Raw genomic sequence first — 16777 nt, forward strand, 5'->3', positions numbered from 1 at the left:
TGTCCTGGAAGGTATATCACGTTACGTATGGCGAGTATATAGCACGCAACCTTCGATGTGGCTCGTAGTCTATATTGCTTATGTGGATTCTTTTCGAAATCGCGCGGCGATTAATTTGATTGTCACATGATTAAATTGTCTAGCATCGCTCATTATACATGGTAATTACCCCGGAATTTCTTGGTATTAATTCGCCGCTGCCGCGCGCTGATCATTTCGTATTACGGATGACATTTCGGCGACATTATTCTGATCCCTCTGGGTGAGATTCCGACGCATATCGACAATACCCGCTTCAGCCTCGGCGAGAATGACCCGATGGCGGAATGATTCGATTCCTTCCGAATCGGCCGCCTTTAACAATACGGCGATATCGGACACGGACGTTCCGCTGCCGTTTGCGAAATAGGATTGCCGGCCAACCGAGCGGAAGAAACCCTCGACCTTTTTGTCCCAGCCCAGGCCGACATGGGGAATCCCGAGAGAATAAGCGGCAATGCAGGCATGCAGCCTATGAGCGAGGATGACATCGGTCGATCCGAGTATGCGGATCAGTTCTTCCGGCATGCGCGGGCGTGGCGCGAGCTGCAGCGCACCGGATTTAGCGAGACGCTGCATCGAGGCTTCATCCATTATTCGCTGGGCGAATACCTGGTCCTCGCTGGCACCGTTGCAGAACAAGCAAATGCGGTATCCATCCTGGACCAACAGTCGAATGAGATCCCGATATTCGGCAATGTCCTGCAGCGGAATGGCGGAGGCCTTCTGGCTCGCATGTCGCTGCAGGATGACCGGTTCGGTCACGCACAGGCCGATGGTCGGGTGATGCCTCGCCGACATTGCGCTGGGATCATCGCCGACGAGCGCGCGGGTCAGCAATCCCGGATCGTGAACGATCTTCGCCTCCGGTCCGTCAGGAAAGTGCTTGCGCCAACTGTCTTGGGCAAAGCTGTCGCGCACCGAGAGGTGCACGAGATTGGTCTGTTTCAGTCGTCCGAACAGGCGCGCCGCCGGCGCCGACCAATGACTGCTGACGCCGACCGCATAGATCGCGAGCGGCCGATTATGGCGCCGGACGCAATCAAGCACCGTGCCGACCTTCAAGGGAAAGTTCAGATCGTCATCCTGAAAGAGATTGCCGCCGCCAATCACCACCGCATCCGCGGCAGCGATCTTGGCGTCCCATTGGCCCCGCAATTTCCGCAGCGTGCGCCCGAGGATATGGGCCACCGCCCAGCGTCGTGCGAAGGGAGGCAGCCGGTGGAGCACCTTCAAGGCCTGCTGGCGCCGGCCGCTTGCGCCCGTGCCGAAACTCTTTCGCCCTGCCAGGTCGATTGTCTCCACTTCGACATGACCGGCCTCCTTGACGAGGCCTGCCTCGACGCATTGCGCCAGGAGACCGTCTCCTAAGTTTTCACTGTATTTGACGTTGAATACGATGATCTTCACTTTAATCTCCCCACAACACCGATTTGCCGCATGCGCGCCGCCGGTGCGTCGTTCACGCGAACCGGAGATGGAACAGTGAGAGCGGAGACGCTGCCTGCGAGAATGTAGAACATCAATCCGAGATCATAGACCGTGCCTGACGTTGCCGCGGACACCAGCACGGTGATGAAGCCGGCCTTGGCGGCCCTGGCGACGGCCGCCGCGTCCGGGTACGCCAGACGACCGGGTCTTGTATCGGCTTTCAGAATCAGCAGCACGAAGAGCGCAAAGATCAGCGCGCCAGGGATACCGAGGTTGGACAGCAACACGAGGCTGAAGCTCGAAGCGCGCGCGCTGCCCAAACCTGCGCCGAAGCCCTGGGTGTCGATAAACGTCTCGTAGGCCATTGAATTCCACATGAAGCGTTCGCGCCCGGACTGGCTGTTGGCTTTCGAGAACAGCATCTCATCGAGAAAGTCGTGCAAGCCGTTGGCAAGATCGGGCATGGCGATCAAGACGAAGAGAATGACAAGCGGCATGGCGGCCATGATGGCGACAATCATGACGGGACGCCCGGTACCCGGCTCGCTGCGAGAGGCCAGGAACGATTGCAGACAAAGAACCGGCAAGACCACGCCGAGACCGACGAGCGCCGTCGCCGAAGTCGAGAGGATCAGTGCCAGCAGAAGCAGGGCGGCAATGATGCCGGTGGCGCGGGATCGAACGCCGCTGAGCCAAAGGCTTGCGATCATCGCAAAGAGCACCAGCGTGAAATCGGCAAAGGCCGACGCCTCCGGAAATGTCCCGGAAATCCGCTTCAATCCGCCCTTTTCGGCATTGGTCAGCAGCGCGTAGTTGGCGGTTCGCACGAAGCCGAGAAGGAATTCCGTGTGGCTGAAGTAAGTAATAATGTCTGCAAGGGCGAAGCCGAGATTGACGCTGGCGACCACCAGCATTCCGTTGATCAAATTGGTGGGTGTGCCGCCTTTCCGAATGAAGGCGAAAGTGGTTGCAAAGCAAACAAGGCCACCGATCGCATAGACGGACTGGGTGATATTGTTCGACGAGAACTTCAAGGGCACGAGCGAAATGAAGTTGCGCCCGCCTACCGAGCGCTCGACGGTCATCGTCTCCGTCATGCCTTGAAACAGGCGCGGAAAGAAGACTGCTGTCATCAGTCCGAAGACGGTCAGCACCAGAAGGCAGAAACCGGGACGCGGCGGCGCCAGAGCTGCAAAGATCGGTCCTTCGCCATAGGCAAGGAACAAGCGCACGCCGAAGAACAGCAGAAAGAGGCTAGGCACCAGAACCGATGCGCCGCCAAGGCCGGGCACACTGAAAGCCGCAGCCGCGCCGAACACCGTGGACAGGATCATGACGGTAAACGACCATCGAACGGGCGCAGCCAGCATGGCAATGCCGACGACAAACGTTATTAAACCCATGAAATTCATAAGCCGTCCGCTCCGAAATATCGTCTATTTCACAAGAGCGAAAACTATCATGGTGCTGGCTGGCTTGTATTTCCGCCACGCTTAAGCCCTTTGGGGTACGGGATAAACCGAAATGGGTTCTGTACCGCATGGACATTGCCGCGATAGCGTCAGGGCATGGATCACACCTCGTTCAAACATAGACCATCATGGTCGGTCGGCCGCCGCGGGTTTCTCCGCGCCAGCTTCGGTGCAACGCTTGCGCTGCTCGGCAGCGACGTGGCCGCGCAAGCGGGCGACACGGGAGACGCGCTCGACACCAGCAAGATGACGCTCACCTTCGAAGACAACTTCGATAGTCTCAGCGTTTCACCCTGGGGGCCGGGCACTCGCTGGATCGCGCACACGCCCTGGAACGGCGATTTCGGCGGCGCGCGCTTTACCGACCCTAAGGGCGATTTCCCTTTCAAGACGGAAGACGGCATGTTGCGCATCACGGCGGCGCGTGACGGCAAGGGCGAGTGGCGCTCCGGTCTGCTCGCTTCCGTGGATGCAAAGGGCAACGGCTTTTCGCAGCAATACGGTTACTTCGAAATGCGCGCCCGGTTGCCGGACGGCCCCGGCGTCTGGCCCGCCTTCTGGCTGATCGGCAAAGACCGTTCGAAATCTACGGCCGAAATCGATGTCATAGAATATTATGGTGACAAGCCGGGCGCCTATTCCGCCACCGTGCACGTCTGGCATCGCGCCGGAAAACATGAGTCCGATTTTTCGCGCATCAACGTCTTTGAGACGGCAAGCCCGACGGACATGCACACTTACGGCGTGAAAATCGATACGGATTTCATACGCATGTATTTCGACGGCAAGTTCGTTTGGAAGACCAAAGTCCTGCCGGAACATCGTCAGCCGATGTATATTCTTTTGGATCTCGGCATCGTCGACAGCGTCACCAAAATGGTCGCACCGGATCCCAGCTTTATGTTTGTCGACTATGTCAGGGCCTATCAGTTCAAATAGGCGCCTGACAGCGAGGCTTTGTGCCTGCAGCGACACTCTTGCCTGCATTCCTTCCTAAGCGCGGAATGACACCTCCTCCTTTTAGGATGCGGGGTATTTTTCGCGCGCGGCGCGCTCGGTTTCCTCTACCCGTAATGCTTTTGGCTAGCTCGCGGCTGCCTTGGCGGTCGCTTCCGACGAAATGTCTACGTCGGCTAAGGCTTAAGACTTTCGTTGAGGACGGCAGTCATCCCAATGATCAACTGGTGATTTTCCGACAGCGTGAAATTCTGCTGACGACGATGAGGCACAGATGTCGTGCCGTCGCAGGCAGCAAACGTAGCCCGGAGCACAGCGATGATCGATTACGATGAAGAGAAAACCAACCCTGCCGTAGCCATGCACTACAACCGAGACCGTTGCCTTCACGACATGGTGCGTGAACAGGCCCAGGCTGCGCCGCACGCGACCGCTGTCGTTTTCGGGGATACGGCTCTCAGCTATCGCGAGCTAGATCGGCTCTCCGACGCATTGGCGGCCTACCTCGTAAAGCTCGGTATCCGCAAGGCCGATATCGTCGGCCTGTTCCTGCCACGCAGTCTCAATGCCATTGTCTGCAAGCTTGCCATCCTCAAGGCCGGCGGCGCCTATCTTCCCCTCGATCCCGCCTTTCCGATCGAACATCTCGACTATGTCATCGGCGAATGCGAGCCGAAGGTGGTCTTCGTCGATTCGGCCTATGGCGATAAGATCAGCGTCGTTCCCAGCATGCGCGGCCGGGTCATCGAGGCCAGCGCGATCATCGCGGAAATGACGATCAGCCCGCCTCAGCCGAGGCCCTCCGTCAAGATCGGCGGCGACGATCTGGCCTATGTCATGTACACGTCCGGTTCGACCGGCCGGCCGAAAGGCACCGCAATCGCGCATCGCAGCATCGCCCGGGTCGTCCTCGATCAGACCTATGTCGACTTTCAACCGGATGATGTGGTTCTCCACACCGCAACGATCGCCTTCGACGCGGCGACCCTCGAGATCTGGGGCGCATTGCTCAACGGCGCCATGCTTGTCGGCATGCCGGACACAAGCTTCTCCGTCGCTCGACTCAGCAACCTGGTACGCGAAGCCGGCGTCAGCATCATGTTCCTGACGACAGGGCTCTTCAACGTGTTTGCCGACCACGCGGACGGCAATTTGCCGAAGCTTCGCCATGTCCTGTTCGGCGGCGATGTCGGATCGGCGGTTCATGCGCGCCGCTTTCTCGACCGTCATCCTGGCTGCAAGCTCACGAACGCCTATGGCCCGACCGAAACGACGGTTTTTGCCACGGCCTTTGAAGTGCCCGCGGACTTTTCCGAGCCGGAATTGCCGATCGGCAGGGCGATCGCCCATACCGGCATTGCCGTTCTCGACGAGGAATTGCGGGAGGTTCCGCACGGGACCGAGGGGCAGTTGGCAATATCGGGCGACGGACTGGCCATCGGCTATTTCAAACGTCCGGACATGACCGCCGAGAAATTCGTGACGATCAATACCGACAGCGGCCAGAAACGGTACTATCTGACGGGCGATCTCGCCGTTCTGCATGCCGATGGCATGGTGGCCTTCAAGGGACGCCGCGACCGGCAGATCAAGATCAATGGAAAGCGTATCGAGCTCGATGAAATCGAGGCGACGCTGAGACGCGATCCACGCCTTGCCGACGGTATCGTCCTTTGCCACGTCCAAAGCCCGACGCTAAAGCGCATTGTCGCCTATCTGTGCCCCCGTCAGGGAAGCGCAGGTCCGGATTTCGTGCCGAGCGTCATGGCAGGGCTGCGTGCAGCACTTCCGGCCTACATGATCCCGAGCGCTGCGGTGGTCGTCGATGCCTTCCCGCTGACGCCGGCCGGCAAGGTCGATCGCTCCAAGCTTCTGCCACCGCCGATGGAGCCGATCGAGATTGCACCGGACGCGATCGCCAAGAGCCAGACGGAGACGCTTCTGACGAGGCTCTGGCAGGATGCGCTGGGCACGGCGAAAATCGATCTCGACAGAAACTTCTTCGACCTCGGCGGAACCTCGCTTCAGCTCATGGAGATCCATGCAGGCCTTGAGGCCGAGCTCGAACGTGCCGTCGACGTCGTTGCCTTGTTCAAGCATCCGACCATCCGCGAGCTGGCGCGCTACATCGACGGCAAGGCTTCGGGTTCAACGCGGGCGATCGCCGCCGCCCAGCGCGCCGCTCTCCAGAGAAAGACCATGTCCCAATTCCGCAGGAGTTCTTCATGACGAAAGATTACGACACCGGTCATGCCAATGGCGATGAAAGTGATTTCGATAGCAATCAGGATTGGGACAATCAGGGTTCAGGCGGTATCGCAATCATCGGCATGTCCGGTCGCTTTCCGGGAGCGCCTTCGGTAGAGGCGCTTTGGCAACTGATTTGCGAGGGGCGCAATGCCTTCTCGCAATTCTCGCCGGAAGAACTCGAAGATGCCTTTACCGACGAAGAGCGCGCGCAGCCGAATTTTGTACCGGCCAGGCCGCATCTTCGCGATGTCGAGATGTTCGATGCCGATTTCTTCGGCATGTATCCGCGTGAGGCGGCGCTGACCGATCCGCAGCATCGGGTCTTCCTGGAAATCTGCTGGGAAGCGCTCGAAAATGGCGGCTACGATCCGCAGCGTTATCCGGGGATGATCGGCGTCTTCGCCGGCTCCTCGATGCCGACCTACCTCATCAACAACGTTCTGGGCGATCGCGCCAAGGCGGAGGAATTCACCTCCAACTATCAGATCGGTTGTTTCCAACAGCTTGTCGGCGCACTCAACGACACGCTTGCCACACGCATCGCTTATAAATTCAATCTGCGCGGTCCTGCCTTTACGGTGCAATCGGCCTGCTCGACCTCGCTTCTTGCCGTGTCTCAGGCCTGCCAGAACCTGCTGACCTATGGCTGCGACATGGCGCTTGCCGGCGGCGTTTCGATTACCATTCCTCAACGGCGCGGCTACATCTATCAGGAAGGCGGCATGGCCTCGCCGGATGGGACCTGCCGTCCCTTCGACGCGAACGCCGCCGGCACGGTCTTCGCCAGCGGCGCCGGCGTCGTTCTTCTGAAGCGCCAAGAGGATGCAATCCGGGATGGCGACCATATCTATGCGGTCATCCGCGGCTATGGCGTCAACAATGATGGCTCCGACAAGGTCGGCTTCGTCGCGCCCAGCGTCGAGGGCCAGGCCGAAGCTATTTCCGCGGCCTTTGCGAATGCCGGCGTCTCGCCCGCAACGATCGGCTATGTCGAATGCCACGGCACCGCGACGCCGCTCGGCGACCCCATCGAATTCAGCGGCCTCAAGGGCGCTTTTTCGGACGATCCACCGCCGCCGGCAAGCTGTGCCCTGGGATCGGTGAAGGGCAATATCGGCCACACCGACGCCGCCGCCGGGGTTACCGGCCTCATCAAGACGGCGCTGGCGCTCGGTAAGGCGAAGATCCCGCCGATGCCCAACTACGAAAAACCGAACCCGCGCATCGACCTTGATGCCAGCCCCTTTTACATTCCGACCGAAATGATCGACTGGCCGGAAACGGAAGGTCCGCGCCGCGCCGGCGTCAGTGCATTCGGTGTCGGCGGCACGAACATTCACGTCATCGTCGAAGAAGCGCCGGCGCATCGCGCCGAGCCCGCGGATGAACAGGAAGGGCCATATCTTCTGCCGATTTCGGCATCCAATCCGGCCGCCTTGTCGGCGATGCGCGCCAATCTCGCCGACCATCTTGCCAACAATCCTGGGCTGCCTTTGGCGCAATTGGCGCACACGCTGCAGGCCGGCCGGCGCGAGTTCAATCATCGCCTTGCGATCGCCGCCAGCACCACGGAGGAAGCGATCGATCGCCTGACGGCGGAGCGCTACCAGCCGCGTGTCGCTGCCGATCAACCGCCGGTCGCCTTCATGTTTCCGGGGCAGGGCGCTCAATATCCCGGCATGGGCGCTGGTCTCTACAGCTCGGAGCCGGAATTTGCCCGCTGGATCGATCGCGGCGCCGAGATCCTGAAGATGACGCTCGGCGTCGATCTGCGCGATTATATCTGCCACACCGGCCCTGTGACGCAGTCGATGGCCGACGAGCAGCGCGAAACACGTATCGCCCAGCCTTGCCTCTATCTCGTCGAATATGCGCTGGCGCGACTGTGGTTGAGCCGCGGCGTCAAGCCCTATGCGATGATCGGCCATAGCGTCGGCGAATTCGTCGCCGCAACGCTCGCCAACGTCATCTCCTTCGAAGACGGCTTGCGGCTGGTCGCCAATCGCGGACGGCTGATGCAGAACCAGCCGCATGGTGCGATGGTCTCGGTTCGCGCCGACGCCGAAACGGTCTCCATGCATCTGCGCGGCAGGGTCGAAATTGCTGCGATCAACGCGCCAAAGCTCTCCGTCATCTCGGGGCCGTTCGAGGATATGGACACGGTCTGCGCCGTGCTCGAATCCGCCGGCATCGCCTTTAGCCGGCTGCATACCTCCCATGCCTTCCATTCGGCGATGATGGACGAGGCCGTCATTGCCCTGCGTGAAGAGACGGCAAAGACCACGTACGGCACCGCCACCATACCGTATATTTCCTGCGTCACCGGCGAGTGGCAGACCGGCGAACGCGGAACCTCGCCGGATTATTGGGCGACGCATTGCCGCGATGCGGTTCACTTTGCCGATGGGCTGATGACGCTCTGCCGTGGCCGGAAACCGGTGCTTCTCGAGGTCGGTCCCGGCCGAACGCTCTCCGTTTTTGCTGCGCAGACGATTGCCCGCGACGCCCTTGTCGCCGTCGTGCAGTCGTTGCCCGAGCATGACCGTGCCTTTGCCGCTTCCGAGACCCTGGCGGAAGCACATGGCAAACTCTGGATGGCCGGCTACCCGCTGGAATGGCCGGCTCTGCCTGCCAGCGCCCAGCATCGCCTCGCTTTGCCGACCTATCCGTTCCAGCGCCAGCGCCACTGGATCGACGCGCCGCAATCCTCCCGCCGCGCGTCGAGCCAACCGGCTCTGCCCGCTGAAGTTCCTGCGCCCGCTGCCTCTTTCGCAGCCGATGTCAACCTTGTCGATGAGAACAACGCCATGAACGTCGTAACACCACTCTCCCTTTCCGATCGCGTCCTCACACTTGAAACCTCCCTGTTGACCCTGCTCAGCGAAATGTCGGGGGAGACCCTGGGAACCAGCGAACGGGCCGTGACTTTCCTCGAACTCGGTTTCGACTCACTGTTCGTGGGCCAGTTCGCACAGCGCATCGAGAAAGAATACAAGGTTAAACTCTCTTTCCGTGAGCTGCTCAGCAACATTCCGTCGGTCGCTGATCTGGCAGTGCATCTTGACCAGCAGATGCCGCCGGATGCGGTGAAGCCGGCTGCGGCACCGCCGGTGGCACCGGTTCTCGCTGCTGCCGCACCGGTAGCCGTAGCACCCTCACCAGTCGCAATTCCGATGACGCTTCCGGTTGCCCCGATGCCGATGGCATCAGGCGCTTCGCCCGATTTGGCAGCCGTTCTGCAATCGCAGATCCAACTCGCACAGTCGCTGTTTGCCCAGCAATTGCTAATCCTGCAGGGCGGCACGGCGCTTGTCCCGCCCGCTGCTGCAGCGATACCAGCCCTTGCGCAACCGATACCGGCCGTCGCGGCTGCTCCCGCGCCCGCGCCCGCGCCCGCGCCTGCCGCTGCAGCCCCCGCCAAGCCGGCAACGGAGGCAACGGAAACCGAATTCGGCACCGAACGCATCAAGCTCTATCGCCCGGGCGCAAAGAGCCTCGCGCCGGAAATGTCCAACGCAAAACGGGCCTTCATCGCCGACCTGACCGCTGCCTATGAGGCGAAGAATCCCAAGTCCAAGGCATTCACCAAGGCTAATCGCCACTGGCTTGCCGACCCGCGCACGGCTTCCGGCTTCCGCGCCGACTGGAAGGAGATGGTCTTCCCGATCGTCTGCGACCATTCCAAAGGCGCGCACATCTGGGATGTCGACGGCAACAAATACGTCGATCTCGTCAACGGCTTCGGCCAGACCGCCTTCGGTCATGCTCCGGATTTCGTCATCGATGCAATCAAGGCCCAGGCAGACATCGGCTTTGCCATCGGTCCGCAGACGCCGCTTGCCGGCGACGTCGCGGGCATGATCGCCGAGGTGACCGGCCATGAGCGGGTCACCTTCTGCAATACCGGCTCGGAAGCTGTCATGGCCGCCATGCGTCTTGCCCGCGCCGTCACCGGCCGCGACCGCATCGTGGTCTTCGCCAACGACTATCACGGCCAGTTTGACGAAGTGCTGGTCAAGGGCCGCAACCGGGCAGACCGGCCGATCGCCTTGCCGATCGCGTCCGGCATCCCGATGGCCTCGGTATCCAACATGACGGTTCTGCGCTACGGCGCGCCGGAAAGCCTCGATTTCATCCGCAACAATGCCGATGAGATCGCGGCCGTTATCATTGAGCCTATCCAGAGCCGCCATCCCGAATTGCAGCCGATCGAATTCGTTCGTGAGCTGCGCGATGTCGCCACCAAATCTGAATTCGCCCTGGTCTTCGATGAAGTCGTCACCGGCTTCCGCGTCGATCCCGGCGGCATGCAGGCGGTTTGGGGCATCAAGGGCGACATGGCGACTTATGGCAAAGTTGTCGGCGGCGGCATGCCGATCGGAGTTCTGGTTGGAAGCGCGCGTTTCATGGATGCTCTCGACGGCGGCCATTGGAATTACGGCGATGACTCCGTTCCCATGACCGCCCCGACTTTTTTTGCCGGCACATTCGTACGTCACCCGCTGGTGCTTGCGGCGGCAAATGCCGTCCTGCATCACATCAAGGGTGAGGGTGCGGAACTTTATGGACGGGTAGCAGAACGAACCCAGGCGCTCGTCGCGGAGATGAAGGCGGAGCTTGCCAGGCGCGGCATTGCCGATGTCGTTCACGGCTACAAGAGCTGGTTCGCCGCCGACTTCAGCGGCCAGGATTCGCTGGGATCTCTGTTTTACGCTCTAATGCGCCTGAACGGCGTCCACATCCAGGAAGGCTATCCATGCTTCCTGACCACGGCCCATAGCGAAGAGGATTTCCAGACCATCGCCAAGGCCTTCCGCGACAGTCTCGACGCCTTGCAGTCGGTGGGCATCCTCGCGCCTGCCGAGGATAGGCCAACCCCAGCGGCCGAAACGAAAGTACCCGTGGTAGCGCGTGCTCCGCGGCCTCAATCCGCACCGCTGACGGAGGCGCAGACGGAAATCTGGCTCGCCGCCCAGGCCGGCGACGAAGCCTCGTGCTCATTCAACGAGTCCTTTTCGTTGAAGCTCGAAGGCGCTTTCGACGAGAAAGCGTTCCGCAAAGCCGTCGACACGGTCGTCGACCGCCACGACGCCTTCCACATCCGTTTTGACCGTGGCGGCCAGTTCTTCCACTTCATTCCGGATTTCAAGCTCGACCTGCCGCTGATCGATGGCGCCAGCGAAGCAGATCTGCGGCAGATCGTCGAAGACGAGGCGCTGACGCCCTTCGACCTCGTAAATGGTCCTCTGGCCCGGGCCAGCGTCGTAAAGCTTAGTGACGACAAGCATGTCTTGGTCTTCACCGCTCATCACATCGTCTGCGACGGCTGGTCGATCAACGTCTTCGTGGACGAGCTGTCGACCGCCTATGCCGCCTATCAACAGGGCGACGCGCCGAGCTTCGAACCGGCCCTGTCTTTTGCTACCTATTCGACCGACTTCGCACCGAAGCCGGAGAAGTCGGGCGCTACGGAACAATTCTGGCTCGACCAGTTCAAGACGGTTCCGGATCTGCCGGAAATGCCGCTTGACCGGCCGCGTCCGGAGTATCGCAGCTTTGCCGGCGGAACCTGCACCGGCTTCATTGGCGGAGACGTCTACAAGGCCCTGAAAAAGGCAGGGGCAAAATCGGGTGCGACACTATTTTCCACTCTGCTTGCTGCCCTGCAGGTGACGATCTCGCGGCTTTCCGGCCAGGAGGACATCGTCATCGCCATCCCATCGGCTGGGCAGAGCCTGATCGGCGACCAGATCCTCGTCGGCCACTGCGTCAATCTCCTGCCGCTGCGCCAGACCGTGACGCCGTCGGAATCCTTCGTGAACCACCTGAAGGCAACGCAGCAGTTGGTCTTCCAGGCCTTCGAGCACCAGGACTATACCTACGGCACGCTGGTGCGCAAACTCGGCATCAAGCGCGACTCACGGCGCCTGCCGCTCACCGAAATCCAGTTCAACCTGGAGCGGATCGCCGGCGGTTCGGCCTTCGGAAATCTCAAGCCGACGATCGAGCCGAATGCCAAGGCCTTCTCCAACTTCGACATGTTCTTCAACATGATCGAGGCAACGGATCACATTCGCATTGACGTCGACTACAATGCCGACGTCTTCGACCGCGCCACGATCGAGCGCTGGATCGGCCATTTCTCGACGCTGGCTGCAACACTGGCGAAGGACATGGATCACAAGGTCTCTGAGCTGTCGCTGCTGACGGCAGATGAGAAATCCTGGCTGATCGACAGCCTGAATCACACCGCGATGGAGTATAATCACGACGAGTTCGCCTTCTCGCTCTTCGCCCGCAAGGCAGCCGAAAACCCGAATGCTGTCGCCGCCGAACATGACGGCCACACGATCACCTACGGCGAACTCGAAACCCGCTCCAACCAGCTCGCCCTCTATCTACAGATGGCGATCCCTGAACCCGGCGAGCGCATCGCGCTTCTCGTCGAGCGCTCGCTGGAAATGATCGTTGCCCTGATCGCCATCATGAAGTCCGGGCACACCTATGTGCCCATGGACCCGGCCCATCCCGAGCCGCGGTTGCGTCAAACCCTGGATGTCGCCCGCGTCGGCGGCGTGATCTGCGACAGCGACGAAATGGCAAGGATTGCAGCTTCGGGCACGCCCGTCATCCGTATCGACAAGGACGCCAAGGCGATCGGCTCGATGTCGGGTGGCACGCTGAAGAGCCTGCCGACCGACACCACGGCACCGGCTTATATCATCTTTACTTCGGGCTCGACCGGCATGCCGAAGGGCGTCGAAGTGTCCCACCGGGCGCTGACGAACTTCCTCCTCTCCATGGCGAAGGAGCCGGGCTTCACCGCCAACGACACGCTGATCGCCGTGACGACGATTTCCTTCGATATTGCCGCGTTGGAAATATACCTGCCGCTGATATCGGGCGGAAAGGTCGTCATCGCCAGCCGCACGCAGGTCCAGGACGGTTTCGCGCTGGTGAAATTGGTCAACGACCACAATGCCACGGTGCTGCAGGCAACCCCGACGCTCTGGCAGATGCTGACGGAGGCCGGCCTTAAGGATCGGCCGAACCTGAAAATGCTTTGCGGCGGCGAACCGTTGCCGAAGGAGTTGGCGAAATCGCTGCTGACGATCGGGGGTGAACTCTGGAACATGTATGGCCCGACCGAGACGACGATCTGGTCTTCGTTGCAGCGGATCACCGATGCTGATCAGCCGATCACCATCGGCCACCCGATCGCTAATACCCAGCTCTATATCCTCGACCAGAACAATCGCATCGCGCCGATCGGCGTGACCGGCGAGCTGCATATCGGCGGCGACGGCCTGGCGAACGGGTATTTCGACCGGCTTGACCTGACGGAGAAAGCCTTCGTGCCGTTCTGCTTCGCCACCGGCAAGCCGAAGCGGCTCTACAAAACCGGCGATGTCGGCCGGCGCCTGGCCGACGGGTCGCTGCAACTGCTCGGCCGGCGCGACCAGCAGATCAAGCTGCGCGGCTTCCGCATAGAACTCGGCGACATCGAAGCCGTCGTTTCCAAAGCCGAAGGCGTTCGCCAATGCGCCGTGGTTGCGGCGGAAAACCAGAAGGGTGACCGCTCTCTGGTCTGCTATGTCATACCCACCGTCAGCGGCACCGAACTTTCGCCCGCCAATCTCGCGGCATATGCCAAGGCCAATCTGCCCGGCCATATGGTGCCGAGCTTCTGGGTAACAGAAAGCGAGCTGCCGCAGACCGCCAACGGCAAGCTCGACCGCAACACCCTGCAGTTGCGCGGTGTGCCGCAGCGCGAGGCTGTCACCGTCAAAGTTGAACCCAAGACAGAGACGGAGCGGCGGTTGCTGACGATCTGGCAGGAGGTGTTGAACCTCGGCGAGATCAGCGTCGATGACAATCTCTACGCGCTGGGCGCCGACTCGCTCACCATCTTCCGCATCGCCGCCCGCATGCTTGATACCGGCCTGCCGCTGGAGGCGAAGCATCTGCTGCGTCATCCCTCGGTGGCCGAACTGGCGGCCTTCGCCGACAGCCAAGGCGAGATCAAGGCTGACCCGGCTCAATACCACGTTCCATCCTTGAGAGATTTCCGTAACGGCGCACGCCGCGGATTGGAGAGGGCAATATGAGTACTGTTGAAAACAGCCCCGTAGGCCAGGTTGCCGATCTGGAGATCATCGGCGAGTTTCCCTGCACGCAGACGCAATTGCGATGCTGGATTCTCGACCAGTTGCTCCCCGGCAATCCAGCCCTCAATGTTGCGGTTCGCTGGGAAATTCGCGGTGCATTCAAAGCCGCCACCATCGAGCAGGCCTTCCGCAAGGTGATCCAGCGCCACGAGATCCTGCGGACACGGTTCATCGAAAGAGAGGGCCGCCCCTATCAGCAGGCGGTCGACAGGATCGATTTCAAAATGTCGGTGATCGACCTTCGCAGCATGGCGGCCGATCAGCGTCAGGCAAGAATTATGTCGATCGGCGAGGAGACGGCACAAGCTCCTTTCGACCTTAGCAAGCCCGGGCTCTTTCGTGTCTCCCTGCTGATGGCGGAGAATGACCGCGGGGTTCTCCTGATCACCGCCCACCAGAGCTGCTTCGACGGTTGGTCGATCCGCGTGCTCGGACGGGAAGTGGGGGAAATCGCCGCCGCGATCGATGCCGGCCGGCAGCCGGTTCTGCCGGAGTTGCCGCTGCAATATGGCGACTATGCGCTTTGGCAGCAGGAATATCTGCAGAGCTACGGTTTCGAGACGGAAAAGACCTTCTGGAAGGAAAAACTTACCGGCGCGCCTTACTTCGAAGTCACGCCGGATCATCCGCGCGGCCGGGTGAAGACCAATCACGGCAATATTCTCTCCGTCGCGCAGCCTCTTGCCTTCAGCGAGCGCATGGACGCTGCCGCACGCGCTCACCGCGTCTCGCAATATAGCTATGGCGCTGCCATCATCAGCGCCATGCTGCATCGGCTGACGAACGCCCAGACCGTGATGTTCGGTTCGCAGGTCGCGGGCCGCGAACATTCCGATCTCGAAGACCTGATCGGCGTCTTCATCAACAACCTCGTACTGCGCTTCGATTTTTCTTCCGACATTTCCTTCGCGCAGCATATCCATTCGGTCAGTGAGACGGTGGAGGGGGCGCTGAACCATCAGCGCATGCCGTTCAACAAGCTGGTGGAGCTGATCAACCCCGTCCGCGATCCCTCGCGCAATCCGCTGATCTCCGTGAACTTCAATCTGCAAAAGGCATTTTTAGAGGATCACCGCTATGGCGGCTTCGAGCTGATCAGCTCACCGTCGCAATCACCAGGCGTCATCTACGATCTGAGCTTCATCATGATCGGTCGGCCGACCGGCTGGCGCATGTCGATCGAATATAATGCCGATCTCTTCGATGCACGCACGATCGAAAGCCTGCTGCAGCTCTGGCAGAAAGCCTATGAGATCGCCCTCGATCATCCCGAGGCATTGTTGTCTTCGCTCACTGTGCCCGAACGGCAGGCGATCCCTGCCGCCAAGGACGCGGCGGCCGAACTTTCCGCAAGCCATGCCTTGACCGACACGCCGGTCGCGAAGAAGACGGCGGCGCTCGCGGCCCTCTGGCAGGACATTCTCCAGGTTCCGCAGGTACGGCCGCAGGATGATTTCTTCGCACTTGGCGGCCATTCGCTACTGGCGCTGCGGCTGCTATCGGCAGTGCGGGATAAATTCAACGTCAAACCGACGCTCGAACTTTTGTTCAAGGAGCCGACGCTCGAAGGCTTTGCCGCTGCAATCTTCGATACGCCGAAGACGCAGGAGCCCGCCACCGGGATCGTCAACCCTTGGGAGTTGCTCACCTGCAAACACGGCACAGGCCCGGCCTCGCTTTATACACTGAACCACCCCTTGCTATTTTACCGCCTGGCAAACGCATTGCCGGATACGATATCGGTTCATAACATCAACATGTTCAATCCCGATCTCAGAAAGGGTCTGGCTGATCTGCGTCTCGAAGACATCGCTCGCCATGCGGTCGACGCCATGCATATCGACGTCAACGCCGGACCTATCGCCCTCGCCGGGCTCTGCGTCAACGGCACGTTGGCCATGGAGGTGACCCGGCAGTTGCGGGAGAGGGGGGCTGATGTCAGCTTCACCGCCATTATCGACACATGGGCGCCGGGCTATTTCGCATCTCTGCCGAAAAGAGAGCAGAAGAAATGGAACAGGGAGCGGCGTGTTAAACGTCTCATCTATTTCACCAAAAAGGTACTGTCGGGCCGGATGCCGTTGATCGTCTACCTCAAGGAGTTCAACTTCTCGCTGGCACTTCTGAAAATCTTCGGCGTCAAAGCTGGGCAATATTCACCTGACGAAGAGGCCAATGCGGCGGTGACGGATCTGCTGGTGGCGGCTGCGCGCAGCTACAAGCCGGTGCAGAACAAGGATCCTTCTGTGATACTGTTGCGCAGCCAGGCCAATCATCCCCGCGCTCGCAAACTGCTGTTCGGCTGGGGCGATGCGGTGGCGGCAGATACGCCCGTTGTCGACATTCAAGGCTGGCATGAAGACTCGGTGGCCGAACTGGCATCGGTCATCTCCAAGAAGTTCGGCGGCGCCTAAGGCGCCGCTTCGAAAACTACCCGGCGAAACCGCATAGGAAACGCGA

Annotated in this window: 6 protein-coding genes; 4 read left to right on the forward strand and 2 right to left on the reverse strand. The window is 60.6% G+C overall.

All coding sequences use genetic code 11. From position 1 onward, the window contains the following. Window positions 1-186: 186 nt before the first annotated feature. Window positions 187-1449, reverse strand: a complete 1263-nt coding sequence (locus QDY28_RS12375; protein WP_331381981.1) for a polysaccharide pyruvyl transferase family protein — start codon at window positions 1447-1449, stop codon at window positions 187-189. After that, the gene (locus QDY28_RS12380) at window positions 1446-2882 is read right to left on the reverse strand and encodes a hypothetical protein (protein WP_331381982.1); all 1437 of its coding nucleotides are present in this window, start codon (window positions 2880-2882) and stop codon (window positions 1446-1448) included. Before QDY28_RS12380 ends, QDY28_RS12375 begins: the two co-directional genes overlap by 4 nt. A gap of 156 nt (window positions 2883-3038) precedes the next feature. Between QDY28_RS12380 and QDY28_RS12385 the strand changes: the two genes are divergently transcribed. The 4 genes from QDY28_RS12385 to QDY28_RS12400 all read left to right on the forward strand — a co-directional run bounded on the left by QDY28_RS12385 (window position 3039) and on the right by QDY28_RS12400 (window position 16731). After that, window positions 3039-3881: a glycoside hydrolase family 16 protein gene (locus QDY28_RS12385; protein WP_331381983.1), complete on the forward strand. Its 843-nt coding sequence runs from the start codon at window positions 3039-3041 to the stop codon at window positions 3879-3881. A gap of 336 nt (window positions 3882-4217) precedes the next feature. Beyond that, window positions 4218-6128, forward strand: a complete 1911-nt coding sequence (locus tag QDY28_RS12390) for a non-ribosomal peptide synthetase (protein ID WP_331381984.1) — start codon at window positions 4218-4220, stop codon at window positions 6126-6128. Next, a complete protein-coding gene (locus QDY28_RS12395) occupies window positions 6125-14257 on the forward strand; it encodes a non-ribosomal peptide synthetase/type I polyketide synthase (RefSeq protein WP_331381985.1) in 8133 nt (2710 codons plus the stop codon). The genes QDY28_RS12390 and QDY28_RS12395 overlap by 4 nt, the downstream gene beginning before the upstream one ends. After that, window positions 14254-16731 carry a condensation domain-containing protein gene (locus QDY28_RS12400; protein WP_331381986.1) on the forward strand — a complete coding sequence of 826 codons (2478 nt, stop codon included), beginning with the start codon at window positions 14254-14256 and terminating at the stop codon, window positions 16729-16731. The genes QDY28_RS12395 and QDY28_RS12400 overlap by 4 nt, the downstream gene beginning before the upstream one ends. The last annotated feature ends 46 nt before the right edge of the window (window positions 16732-16777 follow it).

The sequence above is a fragment of the Rhizobium sp. BR 362 genome (assembly GCF_036528765.1).
GTDB lineage: Bacteria > Pseudomonadota > Alphaproteobacteria > Rhizobiales > Rhizobiaceae > Rhizobium.

Coding starts and splice junctions, on each gene's coding strand:
- QDY28_RS12380 (WP_331381982.1), bottom strand. CDS start 2,882: ATGAATTTCATGGGTTTAATAACGTTTGTCGTCGGCATTGCCATGCTG.
- QDY28_RS12385 (WP_331381983.1), top strand. CDS start 3,039: ATGGATCACACCTCGTTCAAACATAGACCATCATGGTCGGTCGGCCGC.
- QDY28_RS12390 (WP_331381984.1), top strand. CDS start 4,218: ATGATCGATTACGATGAAGAGAAAACCAACCCTGCCGTAGCCATGCAC.
- QDY28_RS12395 (WP_331381985.1), top strand. CDS start 6,125: ATGACGAAAGATTACGACACCGGTCATGCCAATGGCGATGAAAGTGAT.
- QDY28_RS12400 (WP_331381986.1), top strand. CDS start 14,254: ATGAGTACTGTTGAAAACAGCCCCGTAGGCCAGGTTGCCGATCTGGAG.